At 65.6% G+C, this 15,086-nt stretch carries 13 protein-coding genes; 4 read left to right on the top strand and 9 right to left on the bottom strand.

Annotated elements, in window-relative coordinates:
* Positions 1–163: 163 nt before the first annotated feature.
* Positions 164–943 (bottom strand): FixH family protein, encoded by a 780-nt coding sequence (locus HACJB3_RS05675; protein WP_008414748.1) that lies wholly within the window; start codon positions 941–943, stop codon positions 164–166.
* Positions 944–1,220: 277 nt separating this feature from the next.
* On the opposite strand from HACJB3_RS05675, the gene HACJB3_RS05670 reads away from it, so the two are divergent.
* Positions 1,221–3,611 (top strand): heavy metal translocating P-type ATPase, encoded by a 2,391-nt coding sequence (locus HACJB3_RS05670; protein WP_008414746.1) that lies wholly within the window; start codon positions 1,221–1,223, stop codon positions 3,609–3,611.
* A gap of 131 nt (positions 3,612–3,742) precedes the next feature.
* On the opposite strand, the gene HACJB3_RS05665 is transcribed toward HACJB3_RS05670, so the two are convergent.
* From HACJB3_RS05665 to ppc, 3 genes are all read right to left on the bottom strand, one after another.
* The gene (locus tag HACJB3_RS05665) at positions 3,743–4,573 is read right to left on the bottom strand and encodes a prenyltransferase (protein WP_008414744.1); all 831 of its coding nucleotides are present in this window, start codon (positions 4,571–4,573) and stop codon (positions 3,743–3,745) included.
* Positions 4,570–6,051: a phytoene desaturase family protein gene (locus HACJB3_RS05660; RefSeq protein ID WP_008414743.1), complete on the bottom strand. Its 1,482-nt coding sequence runs from the start codon at positions 6,049–6,051 to the stop codon at positions 4,570–4,572. Before HACJB3_RS05660 ends, HACJB3_RS05665 begins: the two co-directional genes overlap by 4 nt.
* A 120-nt stretch (positions 6,052–6,171) precedes the next feature.
* Complete coding sequence (ppc, locus tag HACJB3_RS05655; protein WP_008414741.1) at positions 6,172–8,880, bottom strand: phosphoenolpyruvate carboxylase; 2,709 nt, start codon at positions 8,878–8,880, stop codon at positions 6,172–6,174.
* Between the two features lie 279 nt (positions 8,881–9,159).
* Between ppc and HACJB3_RS05650 the strand changes: the two genes are divergently transcribed.
* Complete coding sequence (locus tag HACJB3_RS05650; protein WP_008414740.1) at positions 9,160–9,411, top strand: hypothetical protein; 252 nt, start codon at positions 9,160–9,162, stop codon at positions 9,409–9,411.
* A gap of 50 nt (positions 9,412–9,461) precedes the next feature.
* Here the strand turns inward: HACJB3_RS05650 and HACJB3_RS05645 are convergent, their stop codons facing one another.
* A complete protein-coding gene (locus HACJB3_RS05645; RefSeq protein ID WP_008414738.1) occupies positions 9,462–9,785 on the bottom strand; it encodes a transcription factor S in 324 nt (107 codons plus the stop codon).
* A 137-nt stretch (positions 9,786–9,922) separates the two neighbouring features.
* Here HACJB3_RS05645 and HACJB3_RS05640 point away from each other — a divergent pair, with 137 nt between their 5' ends.
* Positions 9,923–10,075 carry a C2H2-type zinc finger protein gene (locus HACJB3_RS05640; RefSeq protein WP_008414737.1) on the top strand — a complete coding sequence of 51 codons (153 nt, stop codon included), beginning with the start codon at positions 9,923–9,925 and terminating at the stop codon, positions 10,073–10,075.
* Between the two features lie 5 nt (positions 10,076–10,080).
* Here the strand turns inward: HACJB3_RS05640 and HACJB3_RS05635 are convergent, their stop codons facing one another.
* The 3 genes from HACJB3_RS05635 to ilvC form a co-directional block, all read right to left on the bottom strand.
* Complete coding sequence (locus HACJB3_RS05635) at positions 10,081–11,046, bottom strand: beta-ribofuranosylaminobenzene 5'-phosphate synthase family protein (protein WP_008414736.1); 966 nt, start codon at positions 11,044–11,046, stop codon at positions 10,081–10,083.
* Between the two features lie 52 nt (positions 11,047–11,098).
* Entirely contained in the window at positions 11,099–11,557 is a 459-nt protein-coding gene (locus HACJB3_RS05630) for a universal stress protein (protein ID WP_008414735.1), read from the bottom strand.
* A gap of 99 nt (positions 11,558–11,656) precedes the next feature.
* On the bottom strand, positions 11,657–12,664 hold the full coding sequence (gene ilvC, locus HACJB3_RS05625; RefSeq protein WP_008414734.1) for a ketol-acid reductoisomerase: 1,008 nt from the start codon (positions 12,662–12,664) through the stop codon (positions 11,657–11,659).
* Between the two features lie 123 nt (positions 12,665–12,787).
* On the opposite strand from ilvC, the gene HACJB3_RS05620 reads away from it, so the two are divergent.
* The gene (locus HACJB3_RS05620) at positions 12,788–14,152 is read left to right on the top strand and encodes a GntP family permease (RefSeq protein WP_008414733.1); all 1,365 of its coding nucleotides are present in this window, start codon (positions 12,788–12,790) and stop codon (positions 14,150–14,152) included.
* Between the two features lie 4 nt (positions 14,153–14,156).
* Here the strand turns inward: HACJB3_RS05620 and HACJB3_RS05615 are convergent, their stop codons facing one another.
* Positions 14,157–15,044 (bottom strand): dihydrodipicolinate synthase family protein, encoded by an 888-nt coding sequence (locus tag HACJB3_RS05615; RefSeq protein WP_008414732.1) that lies wholly within the window; start codon positions 15,042–15,044, stop codon positions 14,157–14,159.
* Positions 15,045–15,086 lie beyond the last annotated feature (42 nt).

Here is a 15,086-nt window from a genome sequence, read left to right as displayed (position 1 = left end):
ATTGCCTTGCTTGTAGCCAACGGCATTCGGGCCAATGGATCAACTTTCTACGCTACACGATTTGATGAGATGATCTCCTGCACAGATTTTGACCTTCGGAACTACTGGGTGTGAACAGCACTGAGGAGGTTTCGCCGGACGGCCGAACGCGGAATCGAGTGCGTTACGTACGTTTCTCGCAGTCTACACTGTCGTCCGAGTCCGCTTCGGACGAATCCTCGCCGTCAGCCGGCGATTCATCGCCTTCCGAGTCCTCCCCGCCGTCGTCCGAACCGCTTGCGGGCGTCAGTTCGATCGTCACCTCGGCGTCGCCTTCACTGAGGTCGACCAGCGCAGAGTCGCCGTAGTACCCATCAACGAGGTCCACGCTGACCGCCTGCATGACGGCCGGTACGGTGGCCTCGTAGACGCCTTCGGCGTTCGTCTCGCCTCGATCGACCGATTCGGCGGGACCGGGCAGTCCACCGACCAGTTCGACCCGTGCCCCCTCGACGGGTTTGCCGGTCTCCTCGTCGAGGGCGGTGACGGTGATCGTGTTGTCCCCGACCTCCCAGTCCTCCTTTCGCATTTCGACCGTGACCTCGGTGCCGCCATCGACTTCGAAGGTGGTGTCCTCCGAAACCATCTCGTATCCGGACCGGATGTAGTCGTAGGAGTACTGTCCTTCCCGACTCACTTCCCACGTCGCCTGACCGTTCTCGTCGAGTTCCCGGTCGTCGACGATGTCTCCGTGATTCCCCTCGAAAATCGCCACCTCTCCCTGTAGCGGGTTTCCGTCCTGATCGACGACCGTGAGCGTGATCACGTGGTCCTCGGAACTCCCGTCGTTCTGGGCGAACCCGGCCGTCGATAGGCCGGCGACACCCGTTGTGGCGACGAGGCCGGCTTTCAGTACTGTTCGTCGGTGATGCGTCCCGTCGGATTCGCTATCTCTTCGAACCATCGTAGTTCGTACCAATCCCCGAAAGCAGGAAAAATAAAGCCGGTCAAACAGCACCATCATTCATTTAGGTTTGTTCATTCATCGTTGGACAGCCCCGGGTACCGATGGACGCGATCGGCCATTTGGGCGAGTCCAACGGAAGTCGCCGACCCGGTCCGGCGTCTCGTCGCTACCTGGAGAGTTAATAAAATATCTCGATTGAATTATCAATAATGGGGCATAGAAACGGGTTTTTTAGCAGCTAGTTTAATAAAACTACGCGGCCTAGCCAGCGGTGATGAGTACTCCCGATCGAGACTCGAGTGACGCCGGCGGCGAACCCGGTTCCGGCGCCGGTTCACACGACCACCCGGGTGAACGGACCGCTGTGGCTCGGTTCGGCGTCCCCGGAATGGACTGTCCCTCGTGTGCGGGAAAGATCGAGAACGCACTCGACAGCCTCGCGGGCGTCTCTGCGATCGACGCGCGGCCGACGACCGGATCGGTACGCGTCACGTACGACCCAAACGCCCTCGACGAGGCGGGGATGAAAAGCGCCATCGAGAGCGCCGGCTACGAGGTCGTCGAGAGCAGCACCGACGCCGGCGACGACGCCGACGGGAGCGACACGCGAGAGGACATCCGGACGAGTCCGCGCGCGCTCAAGACGTGGGCGAGTGGCGTTTTCGTCGCGGCCGGGCTCCTCTTCGAGTTCCTGCTGACCGGTTCGAACGTCCAGCTCGCGAGCGTCGTGGGTCGCGAGTTGCTCGTCGCCGACATCGCTTTCCTCGTCGCCGTCGCCGTCGGCGGTCAGGAGATCGTCCGTAACGGTTACTACTCGGCGCGGAACCTGAACCTCGACATCGATTTCCTGATGTCGGTGGCCATCCTCGGCGCGCTGGTCGCGAGCGTGGCCTTCGGGGAGGCGCTGTACTTCGAGGCCGCCACGCTCGCGTTTCTCTTCAGCGTCGCCGAACTCCTCGAACGCTACTCGATGGACCGCGCGCGCAACTCGCTGCGTGAACTGATGGACCTCTCGCCGGAGGAGGCGACGGTCAGACGGGACGGCGAGGAGGTGACCGTTCCGGTCGACGAGCTCGCGGTCGGGGACGTCGTGGTCGTCCGCCCGGGCGAGAAGATCCCGACCGACGGGGAGGTCCTAGAGGGCGAAAGCGCCGTCAATCAGGCCCCGATCACCGGCGAGAGCGTCCCCGTCGACAAGACCGTCGGCGAGGGGGTCTACGCCGGGACGATCAACGAGGAGGGGTACCTCGAAGTGCAGGTCACCTCCGCGGCGGGCGAAGACACCCTCTCGCGGATCGTCGAGCTGGTCGAGGACGCACAGTCGAACCGGACCGAACGCGAGCAGTTCGTCGAGCGGTTCTCGGCGTACTACACGCCGGTCGTCGTCGCCTTCGCCGTGCTCGTAACGCTCGCCAGTCCCGCCGTGCTCGGAACCACGTGGCCGACGGCAATCGTCTACGGGCTGACGTTGCTGGTGCTTGCCTGCCCGTGTGCGTTCGTCATCTCGACGCCCGTCTCCGTGGTTTCGGGAATCACCAGCGCCGCGAAAAACGGCGTTCTGATCAAGGGCGGAAACCACCTCGAGGCGATGGGTGAGATCGACGTCGTCGCCTTCGATAAGACCGGGACGATCACGAAGGGCCAACTCACCGTCACCGACGTCGTCGCGCTGAACGGTACCAGCGAGGAGGACGTCCTGCGGTGTGCGCGCGGGCTCGAACGCCGCAGCGAACACCCGATCGGCGAAGCCATCGTCGCCTACGCCGAACGGGAGCAGGTCGACGAGCGCGAGATCGAGGAGTTCGAGAGCATCACCGGCAAGGGTGTCCGTGCCGACCTCGACGGGACGCCCCACTTCGCGGGCAAACCCGGCCTGTTCGAGGAGCTCGGGTTCGACCTCTCGCACGTCCACGCGACGACCGACGGCGGCGCAGTCACGCGGACCGCCCGCAAGCTCTGTGAGCGAAACGACTGTCTGGACCTGCTCGAGGACACGGTCCCCCGGCTCCAGTCCGAGGGCAAGACGGTCGTCCTCGTCGGGACCGACGAGGAACTCGAGGGGGTCATCGGCGTCGCCGACGAGATCCGACCGGAAGCCGCCGCGACGGTCGCCCGACTCCGGGAACTCGGTGTCGAACGGACCGTCATGCTCACCGGCGACAACGAGCGCACCGCCCGCGCGATCGCAGACCAGGTCGGCGTCGACGAGTATCGGGCCGAACTGCTCCCCGAGGAGAAAGTCGGCGCGATCGAGGAGCTCGTCGCGACCCACGAGGGGGTTGCGATGATCGGCGACGGGATCAACGACGCACCCGCGCTCGCGACGGCGACCGTCGGCATCGCGATGGGTGCGGCGGGTACCGACACCGCCCTCGAAACGGCGGACATCGCCCTGATGGCCGACGACCTCTCGAAACTCCCCTACCTGTACGAACTCGCACACGACGCAAACGGGGTCATCCGGCAGAACGTCTACGCGAGCCTCGCGGTCAAGGCCACCCTCGCGATCGGGGTACCCTTCGGCTACGTCCCGATCTGGCTGGCCGTTCTCGCCGGTGACGCCGGGATGACGACGGCCGTGACGGGCAATGCGATGCGACTGTCCCGGATCACGTCCGACGACGCCGGCGCTCGGGACCAGGAAGCCCCCAGCCGAACCGCCTGACCGGGCCCAACGTCGGGGTATCGCTGCCGACCGCGAGACCGACGCCGTACAGCACCACCGGAGGGGTGCCCGTCATGGAGGGTTCCTACGACAGATCCGAGAGTCGGCGGCCGGAGGGGAGGATTCCGGACCTAACCGTACACAAGCGCCCAGAGCCCCCCCATCGTGAACAGCGCGCCGACGACGGTGTTGATCGCCGGGAACCACCAGTAGGCCCGCGAGACATCGGCCTCGGTGATCGCGACCGCGAGGACGAGCGCCGGGTAGATCGAAAAGAGCGCGCCCAGTCGGGCATCAAGCGCGCCGAAGGCGAGGGCCGAGAGCGCCCAGCACGCACCACAGTACGCGTAGGTCCGTGACTCCCCGAGGACGGTCGCGGTCGTTTCGATTCCGGCGGCGCGATCCGGTTCGATGTCGGGGATCGCGCTGAACGTGTGCATCCCCATCGTCCAGAGCCACCCGCCGGCGATCGCCAGCGCGGGTGGCTGCGTGCCCGCGAGGGCGACGTACGCGGCCGCGCCGGGCGCGAAGTAGAGTCCGTTCGAGACCGAATCGAGAACCGGCGTGGTTTTGAACCGCGCGGGCGGAGCGCTGTAGGCCGCCCCGAGAAGCAGAAAGGCCGCGAGCCACGGCCACGCACCGGCAGGAAGCACCGGAAAGAACGCAAGCGGGACGAGCGCACAGACCGTCACGGCGACCGGGACGGCCCGTTGGCCCTCGAAGCGCGCCTCGCGGCCCTCCTTTTTCGGGTTTGCCGCGTCGATCTCCCGGTCGTAGACGTCGTTGATCCCGTAGAGGAAGACGTTCGCGGGCACGAGGAAGTACGCGAACAGTGCGAGTACGGGGACCGAGAGTAGGTCGCCGAGACGGTCGGCCCCGAAGACCGCGCCCACGAGTACCGGCCCGGCCAGATAGAACCAAAAACGCGGCCGGGAGAGTACCAGCAGGTAGCGAAGGGTCACTGGTCGGGGTAGTCCGTCGCGACGGCTTCGGCCGTGAGTTGCCCGCTGATCAGGCACATCGGGACACCGATGCCGGGGGTGGTGTACGAGCCGGTGAAATAGAGTCCGGGGACCTCCTTCGAGCGGTGGGGCGGGCGGAAGACGGCGGTCTGTTCGAGCGTGTGAGCGAGGCCGAGTGCCGTGCCCTTCCTGCTGTTGTACCGGTCGGCGAAGTCGTCGATCGTGAACGTCTCCTCGAAGACGATCCGCTCTCTGAGGTCGACGCCGGTGTTCTCGGCGATGTCGTCGAGGACGAGGTTTCGGTAGCTCTCGCGGATCACGGGCCGGTCGTCGAGGCCGGGGGCGACCGGCACCAGCGCAAAGAGGTTCGAGTGACCCTCGGGCGCGACCGAATCGTCGGTCTTCGAGGGGACACAGAGGTAGTAGGCGGGATCGGCGGGCCACTCCGGATCGTCGAAGATCTCCGCGAAGTGGGTCTCCCAGTCGGTGGGTAGGACGAGGGTGTGGTGGGCCAGTTCGTCGAGGTCGCCCTCGACGCCCAGATAGAGCAAGAATGCGGAGGGCGCGTAGGTGCGTGAGTCCCAGTAGGACTCGCTGTACCCCCGCTTTTCGGGCGGGAGGAGGTCGAGTTCGGTGTGAGCGTAGTCGGCGTCCGAGACCACGAGGTCGGGGAGGAAGGTGTCGCGGGCCTCGACCTTGAACCCGCCGGCGCGGCCCTCGATGGCGGAGACGGGCTGATCGGTGTGGTAGGTGACACCCAGCTCCTCGCCGAGTTCGGTGATCCCGTCGACGACGCCGCCCAACCCGCCCTCGGGGTAGTGGACGCCGAGGTTGAAATCGACGTGACTCATCAGGTTGTAGAGTGCGGGCGTGTTGTTCGGTGCCCCCCCGAGAAACACGAGGGTGTACTGCATGACCTGCTGGAGTTTCGGGTGATCGAAGTAGTTCTCGACGTGGTCCTGCATCGAGCCGACCAGCGAGAGCCCGCGGGCGTTTTTCATCACGTCCCAGTCGGCCCAGTCCCGAAACCGGGGCCGATCCTCGTAGACGAAGTGCTCCATGCCGACCTCGTAGTTGAGTTCGCTCTTTTCGAGGTACTCTTCGAGAGCGTCGCCCGCACCCGGCTCGTAGGCCTCGAAGGTCTCTTTGGTCTCCTCGAGATCCGGCGAGATATCGACGTCGTCCCCGTCCTTGAAGAAGATCCGGTAGTGGGGGTCGAGCTGCTCGGTGGTGTAGTACTCCTCGACCTCGCGCCCGAAGTCGGCGAAAAACCGCTCGAAGACGTCGGGCATCAGGTACCACGACGGTCCCATGTCGAAGCGAAAACCGTCGGCTTCCAGCCGCGATGCGCGCCCGCCGAGCCCGTCGTTCTTCTCGACGACCCGTACGTCCGCGCCGGCATCGGCCAGATAACACGCCACAGAGAGTCCGCCGAATCCGCTCCCGATCACGACGATCGACTGCTCGGACAGCTTCATGTCGACACTCGGGCCGACGACGGTATAAATCCGGGTGCCACGTCGTCGCACCGGTCGGCAGCGCCGTCGGCGACGTGCTCTCAGTGACAACGAACGCGACGGGTGGAGGTCACGGGGTGATTAGCCGGTGTTTTTCATCCCGGCGGCGATCCCCTTGACCGTGAGCCGGAGGGTTCGCTCCTCGACATCGGTGCGGTGGGTCTGTCCCAGCAGGTGCGTCTGGAGCAGGTTCAGCGGGTCGACGTAGGGGTTGCGACGCCGCAGGCTCTCTTCGAGCCAGTCCCGGCGGACCAGCGCGTCGCGCCCGGCGATCTCGGTCACCAGCTCCGAGGCGCGCTCGTACTCGCGTTCGATCCGCGGGAAGAACGTCTCGGCCAGCGAGGATTCGGCGAGGCCGGCGTACTCGGCGGCGATCTCCATCTCCGTGCGCGCTAGTGCCAGTGCGGCGTTATCGAGCGTCGTTCTGAAGAACGGCCACTCGTCGTACATCTCCCGGAGGTCCGCTACGTCGCCACCCGAGTCCAGGTAGGCGTCGATCCCCGCCGCCAGCGCGTACCACCCCGGCAGGATACACCGCGATTGGGTCCAAGAGAACACCCACGGGATCGCCCGGAGGTCCTCGACCGACCGCTCCTCGCTCCGGGAGGCGGGCCGCGAGCCGAGGTTGAGTTCCTCGATCACGGTGATGGGCGTGGCCTGCTCGAAGTAGCTGACGAACCCGTCGCTCTCCAGTAAGTCGCGGTACTCCTCGCGGGCGGCGTCGGCCATCGTCTCCATGGCCCCGGTCCACTCCTCGCGGACGTCCTCCTCGGGCTCGTCGAGGGCGCGCTTTCGGGCCCGGACCTGTGCGTTGACCATCTGCTCGATGTTTCTCTCGGCGATCCGGGGGTTGGCGTACTTCTCGGCGATGGCCTCTCCCTGCTCGGTGAACTTCACCTGTCCGGAGACCGACTCGTTTGGCAGCGCGAGCAGCGCCTCGTTCATCGGGCCCCCGCCTCGCGAGATTGACCCGCCGCGACCGTGAAACAGCCGCATCGTCACGTCGAAGTCGTCGGTGATCTCCGCGAGGCGGCGCTGGTTGTCGTACAGCGACCAGTTCGCGGCCAGAAAGCCGTTTTCCTTGTTCGAATCCGAATAGCCGAGCATGATCTCCTGGGTGTCCCCTCGCGCGTCGAGCGCCTGACTGTAGGCCTCGTTCTCGAAGAGCGTGCCCATGATCCGACGGGCACCGGAGAGGGCGTACTCGGTCTCAAGGAGGGGAACGATGTCGATTCCCGAGTGCTCGGGCAGCGCGATCACGCCGGCCTGCTCGGCCAAGAAGAGCACTTCGAGGACGTGACTCGGCTCCTCGGTCATCGAGATGGCGTACGTATCGATGGCGTCGTCGCCGTACTCGGCCTGCCAGTCCGCGAGTCGGGCGAACAGCTCCAGCACCGTGCGGGCGGTCTCCGAGAGGTCGGCGCCCTCGTCGCGATACAGCGCCCCGGGGTCGATCACGGGTTCGTCCTGTACGACGGCCTCGGTGAGCGTCTCGATGCGCTCCTCTTCGGAGAGCTCCCGGTAGTCGATCCCTTCGAGCGCGAGCGCCTCGGCGACGGCCTCGGTGTGGTTTTCCTGGTGGTCGCGCAGGTCGAGGCTCGCAAGCGAGAATCCGAAGGTGTCGACCTGCCGACGGAGGGGATCGACGTGGGCGTTCACGACGCTCTGTCCGCCGTTCTCGGCGGCGCTCTCGGCGAGCACGTCCAGATCCGCGCGGAACTCGGTCGAGTCCTCGTAGCCGCCGGGACGGACGTCGTCGATCCGGTTGATCCGCTCGCGCATCAGCTTCAGCTTCTGGCGGTAGGGCTCGCGCGGGTAGCGGTCCTCCGCGGCGCGGGCGACCCCCGGCAGGCGCTCGCGATCCGCCGACAGCGACTTCTCGAAAGCCTCGCCCACGTCGATCCGGCTGCCGTCCTGGCTGAGGACCCCGGAGAGACGTTTGAGGGCGTCGCGATAGCGCTCGAGGACGACCCGTCGCTGGCGATCCAGGGTTTCCGCGGTCACCTCGGGGGTGACGTAGGGGTTGCCGTCGCGGTCCGAACCGGCCCACGAGCGGAACTCGAACAGTTTGGGCACATCGATGTCGTGGCCGGCCTTCGAAAGGGCCTCCTCGAACTCGTCGTAGACCTCCCCGACCACGTCGAAGATGGTGTTCTCGAGGTACCACTGGACGTTGATGGCCTCGTCGGTCGGCTCGGGTTGGCGATACCGGACCTGCGGGGTCTGCCAGAGGCTGACAACCTCGCTTTCGATGTCCCGGTCGACGTGGCTTCGCTCCTTGTCGGTCAGATCGCGTTCGTCGAGCGTCTCGAGGTCCACCCCGACGCTTCGAAGCTTGGATTTGACCGTCTTCCTGCGAGCTTCGGTGGGATGGGCCGTGAAGGTCGGCTCGATGAGGACGTCCTCGAGGACGCGTTTTGCGGTGTGTTCGTCGACCTCCGCGAGCGCCTCGGCGGCGACCTCGAGGCTGTCCCCGAGCGACTGCTCCTGGGAGGCGCTGCGGATCGCCCGGACCCGTTCGCGCTCCTCGGCGAGGTTGATCAGCTCGAAGTAGGTGGTAAAGCCGCGCGCGACGATACTCTCGCGGTCGGGGCGAAGCCGATCGAGGATCTGGTGGAGCCCCTGTCTGGAGTCGGCATCCCCGTTACGGTAGGCGATCGAGGCAGTCCGAAGGGTCTCGACCGTCTCGAAGTCGTCACGAGAGGCCTGCTCGCGGATCGTATCCCCCACCAGCGCACCGAGTTCCCGGACGTCCTGATTGACCGTCCGGTTGTGCAACTCATCGTTCATGGGTGTGTCCAACACGGCCCCCCTCTAAAATCCCTTGCTACCCGCGAAGGTTGTCTCGAACCCGAGTTAATCGTGATAAACCCAACCGCGACCTCCATCTCCGCTACGACCACCGAGTCGCTCCTGTGGGCCGTAGTACTGATCGGCATCCCCCTCTCGAAGCGCCAACTACGGTCCACTCACGATCGGGTCGAGGCCGCTACGAAATACTGGATCGCCCGCCCGGTATGCACAATAGTTATCAATATCCCTAACTCGTCCGCCGGCCAATGAATAGACATGCCCACATACGCGCTCACGCCGATCGAGGATCTGGGCATCGAGATCGACCGGGACGACCCCGAGATCACGATTCTCGTCGGGGAGCCGGACATGGAGTCGTTCGTCGAGGGAGGCGGCGATACGACCTACGTTTGTGGCGATTGTGGGGCGACGATCCTGAAAGACGTCGAGCGGGGGGCGATCGGGAACCTCGGGTTCGAATGTATCGGGTGTGGGACCGTTCTGTACCTCCCGGCTCACGACGACTGACCCCATTTTTTGCCTGTGGCTGCGGTCGGCAGGTTGCGTGTGAGCGCCGGTCAGTTGTACTCGCGCCAGCGATACCCACACTCCTTACATTTGAAAAAGCGCGTCGGGGGCTCGTCAGCACTGCCGGTCTGTTTGATCGTGTACCACGCCTCGCTCGCGCCACACTCCTCGCAGGTCACATCCCGGGCGGTCGGTTTGCCCTCGAACTCCGCGCCCTCCTCGGTCTCGATCAGTTCGTCGCCGCTCTGTTCCTCGGTGGAGACGAACGCCGATTCGGCCTCACGGTCGCGTGCGGTCGTCTCGCCACACGAGCCACAGACCCACCGATCGTCCTCAGCTTTCATCATCGAACCGCAGTCGGGACAGAACTGCATGATGGCAGTCCTATGCGAGTCCGCCCCACAACGGCCCCGAAACCGGCAATTTTCGTCCGGTGTGTCGTGTGAGATTATATAACACACTTGCATCGGCAAGTATGGAGTTCATTATCATTAGGGTAGAAAGCTGTCCCATGGTAACTGATCCCAGAGAGGACGAGGAAACCGAGGAAACCGACCAGTTTCGCTGTACGATCTGTGACGAGACATTCGACAGCCAGCAGGAACTGGAACAACACGGCGAGGCCGAACACGAGAGCGAGGAAGACTACAGCAAACAGCCCTGAGACCGTCAGTCGATTCGAGCGCCGGTGTTTCGACCCGCGACCACACGTACGTTGCCCCCGATGTCGGCCCGCGAGAGTGCACGTTCGCCGGCCTCGCGTGCACCCGCGGCGCCTTCTCGATCGGTGACGCCGTAGACGACTGGTCCCCACGACGACTGGCCCGCACCCACTACTGCGCGGTCGGCCTCGAGTTCGCGTACGACCGTCCCGATCGGCGGCCGATACACCCCGCCCTGGGCGTCCGCGTACCACGCCCCGTTGAGTCGCCCGATCTCCGCGACGCCCGCGCCGAACGTCGCGAGGTCCTCCTCGACGATCGCCGGCAACACCTGTCGGGAGCCGATCGCCGTGATCTCGTCCGCGACGGCGGGGCTGGCGCGCTCGACGACCGCCCGCATGTCCGCGTCCTCCTCAGTGCCGCTTCTGCCGGGTTCGAGGTCGGGGATCACGAGGACGAATCGCCATTCCTCGGGGATCGGGTGGCGCGCGACGATCGGGGGGACCTCCCAAGTGCCGTCGCGGGGACGTTCGGCGGTAAAGCGCGTCGCCGGGTGGCCTCCATCACAGACGAATCCGCCCTCCCGGAAGGTGGCGATCCCGACGCCGCTTCGCCCGCCCCGACCCAACAGCGGGGCGCGGTCCTCGATCCGCGGCTCGCGACCGTACGCGCGGGCGATCCCCGCGAGGACCGCAAGCGAGAGCTGCGTGCCGCTGCCGAGTCCGGCGTGGCGCGGCAGCACCTCGTTGACGGTCACGTGCGCACCGGGCACGTCGAGGATCTCGACCGCGCGCCGGGCGTAGCGCTCGGCGTCCGGGTGCTGCGCTCGGATCGCGTCGGCGCACGCACACTCGACGACCGCTCGGGGTTCGGAGAGGGCGAGCCCCAGACTCCCGTAGAGGCGTTCGTGGGCCAGCGAGAGGTTCTGAAACCCGAAGTGGAGTCGGCCGCCGGTGGTCACCCGAACTGTCATCGCCGGTGGTTCGCGGACGCGGGAGAAGGGCGTTTCGGCGGTGGCAACCGGCCTACTCGTCGGGTCGGATCAGCATCACGGGCGTCGTGGCGTGGCGCGCGACCTTGCCGGCGACGTCCCCCAGCAGGAACTTCCCGACCGCGCTTCGCCCGCGCGCACCCAGTACGATGAGGTCGATCCCCCGCTCCTCGGCGTAGTCGGTGATCGTCTCGGCGGGGTCACCGCTCCGGACGACGCTTTCGGCGTCCACCCCCGCCTCGCGGGCCCGCTCGACGATCTCGTCGGTCAGTTCCGCGCCGGCCTCCTCGTGGCGCTGGTCCATCTCCTTGCGCTCGGGGGAGTCGTGCGAGAGCTCGTTAACCGCTTGAGACATGCGCCCGGTCCCCCGGTCGTCGAGGACGTACAGCGCGTGGACGGTGCTTCCGAACTGGCGGGCGATCTCGAGGGCGTGGTCGGCAGCCTCCCTCGATTGGGGGCTCCCGTCGGTCGGCACGAGTATCGTCTCGTACATGGCTGTTATATCGACCACCCCCGACATAACTACTGGGGCGACGAAGCGGTGGACCCCGGTCGAACGGGTCGCAAGCGAGGCGAACGGGTCGCTATCGTCTCACGTGCCGTCTTCGGCCCCGAAGTCGAGTCGCTCCATCGTCTCGCGTTCGGCCTCGAAGAACGCGGATTCACGGTACTTCTTGTAGAGGCGTTTCAATCCCGGGCGGTCGAGGTCCTGCTCGGCGCTCCACTCGCGGGCGAACGACCCGTTATCGATCCCCTGGAGCTGTTCTTCGTAGAACTCCCGCAGCGGTTCGGCGTCGAACTGATCAAAGCGGCTGAGCTGGCCGTACTGGCTCGTTCGCGAGTGAAATGGAAGCTGGCCGAGGTAGCCCCGTTCGGCCATCTCCTCGAAGATCTCGGCCATCTCATAAGAGAGGTACAGTTCGGACATGACGATCTCCGGGGGGATCCCGTGGGCGACTTCCACCTCGAACTTCGTGGTCATCGCGGCCATCATGATCGGGAGAAGCGCCTGCTCGGAAAGCAAGTCGATCTTCGTCTCCATGTCCGCGGTCCCCTCGACCACCCCCGCCTGCGTCGAGCCGATCCCCTTCGCCATCGCCAGTGCAATGGCCTTCGCGTCCCCCGTGTAGTCCTGCTCGACTGCCAGCACGCTCGGGAACCCCTCGCCCGACTCGTAGAGTTCCCGGACGGCCCACCCACCCATGCGCGGCGCGACGAGCACGACGTCGGTGGTCTCGGGGGGCTGTAACAGGTCGTAGGTGAGGTTGTAGCCATGCGAGACGTAGACCGTGTTCCCCTCCTCGAGTCCGGGTTCGATCTCCGCGTCGAATACGTCGGGGGCGACCTCGTCGGGGATGAGCAGACAGATCACGTCGCCGCGCTCGGCCGCGTCCGCGATCGAGAGCGCCTCGAAGCCGTCGTCCTCGATCCGCTCGCGGTACTCGTCGCCGCGATTCCCTACGACCACCTCGACGCCCGAGTCGCGCAGGTTGAGCGCCTGAGAGCGCCCCTGGTTCCCGTAGCCGATCATCGCCACGGTCGCGCCCTCGAGCACCGAGAGGTCGGCATCCGAGTCGTCGTATATGGTTGTCTCTGTCACACACGAACCCTAGATCACAGTCGCTTATTTCTACCGGTCAGTCCACCGTCGTGTACGTAATCGAATGACGACGGCGTGTTCGCACCTCATATTTATTACCCATGGTATCATTACTCATGGAAAATGGTGCTCGAAAACCCGTTGATCCCGTTCGCCGTGGGGTTGTTGACCGTCGTCCTGTTGCTCGTCTGGTTGAAACTGCCCGCGTTTGTCGGGTTGATCATCGCGACGTTCGTCGTCGGGATCGTCACGACCGAGGTGCCGATCGTGGACGTACCGACGACGACGGCGGAGGCGTTCGGCGAGATACTGGTCGGGATCGGGATCCCGATCCTGATGGCGGCGATCATCGGCAAGACGCTGATGGAAAGTGGCGCCGCCGAGCGTATCGTTCGGGGGTTCCTCGGCCTCACCGGCAAGGACAACTCCGAGTTCGCGCTGCTCGGAAGCAGCTACGTCCTCTCGATCCCGGTCTTTTTCGACAACGTGTTCTACCTGCTCGCGCCGATCGGCCGGTCGATGCGCGCACGGACCGGGGGGAAGTACGCGATCTACATCTCGGTGCTTGGCGCCGGTGCGCTCGGCACACACATGCTCGTCCCGCCGACGCCCGGCCCACTGGCGATGGCCGCGGAACTGAACGTCGATCTCGGTCTCGCGATCCTCGTCGGCATGTCAGTTGCCCTCCCGACGACGCTCGTTGGCGGGGTCGTCTACGGGCGGTGGATCGATCAGCGAATGGACATTCCGCTCCGGGAGGCGATGGGCACGACCAGCGAGAGTATTCAGGAGACGGCGGACAAATCGACGGCCGAACTGCCGGGGTTGGCCGAGTCGTCGCTACCGATCGCGTTGCCCGTGGCATTGATCGCCGCGAACACGATCGCCGGCGTCGCGGTCCCGGAGGGCTCGTCGATCCTCTCGGCGACGGGGTTTTTCGGCGATCCGAACATCGCGCTGACGCTGGCTGCGCTCGCCGCGACGGGGACGTTCTATCGAATGAGCGACCTCGATAAGGAAGCCCTCGGCGACGAACTGACGGAGGCGCTCAAAAGCGGCGGGAACATCATCGCGATCACGGCCGCGGGCGGTGCGTTCGGCGCGATGCTCCAGACGGCCGGCATCGGCGATTACATCGCCGAGGGGCTCGGCGAGGTCGGCATTCCGCTCCTTCTCACGGGATGGCTGATCGCCGGTCTGATCCGCGTCGCACAGGGGTCGGGAACCGTCGCGATCCTCACCGGCGCGGCGATCATGGCGCCGCTGACGGGCGGGGCGGGGGTGCATCCGGTCTGGATGATGATGGCCGTCGGCACCGGCGGGATGCTCTTTGCGTGGTACAACGACAGCGGCTACTGGATCGTCAAGGAAGTTTCGGGTATCACGCAGGCGGAGACGTTCAAGACCTTCTCGGCGGTGAACTTCGTCATGTCGATCACCGGAATCACGGTCGTGTTGATCCTCTCGACGCTGTTCCCGCTGACGTAACTGGTCAGACGTCGAGCGCCCGATCGACGGCCTCGCCGATCTCCGCACGGGCCTCTTCATCGAGCGAGACCAGCGGGGGCTTGACCGCATCCGAGGGAATCACGTCCCGATGGACCAGTGCGGCCTTCGTCGCCGGGGCGAAGCCGTACTCCACGCAGAGTTCGAACAGCGGCGCGATCGCCTCGCGCTGGAGTTCGGCGCCGCGCTCGGCGTCGGCAGAATCGAGCAGTTCGGCAAAAACCTCGGGGATGACGTTTCCGAGCGCGTGGACGCCACCGTTCGAGCCCATCCGCAGGGCTGGCACAAGCAGGGTGTCAAAGCCTTGGAAGAGGACGAACTCCTCGGGGGTCTGACGATCCACCGAGAGGAAATACGAGAGGTCGCCGCTGGTGTCTTTCATCCCGCGGATCGAGTCGTGTTCGGCGAGCGCACCTACCGTCTCGGCGTCGATCCCGTCGCCGACGTACATCGGGATGTTATACAGATAGAGCGGCAGAGCGCTCTCGTCGGCGACCGCCTCGAAGTACTGCTGGGTGCCTCCGGCGGCGTTGGCGGTGTGGAAGTAGGGCCCGACGATCGCGGCGGCGTCGGCGCCGGCGGCCTCGGCCTCCTCGATGCGTTCGAGGGTTTCGGGGACGCTCGTGGCGGCCGCGCCGGCGATCACGGGCGCATCACCCGCAACCTCGGCGACGGTACCGATGACCTGGCTGCGCTGTTCGGGCGCGAGGCTGGCGAACTCGCCGGTGGTGCCACAGGGAAAGAGGCCGTCGACGCCGCCCTCTAGAATGAACTGGGTGAGCGATGCGAGCGCTTCCTCGTCGACCTCGCCGTCGTCGAGTGGCGTGACGATGGGGCACAGGACGCCGGTGAACGAGCTGTCAAGTGTCGGCATACGTCCCGATCCGAGGAGCACGCTCAAAGAACTTGGCGTCCC

The organism is Halalkalicoccus jeotgali B3, from assembly GCF_000196895.1.
In the GTDB taxonomy this organism is placed as follows: domain Archaea; phylum Halobacteriota; class Halobacteria; order Halobacteriales; family Halalkalicoccaceae; genus Halalkalicoccus; species Halalkalicoccus jeotgali.
Note: the sequence above shows the minus strand (reverse complement) of the source record. Positions and strands in the feature narration are given on the sequence as shown.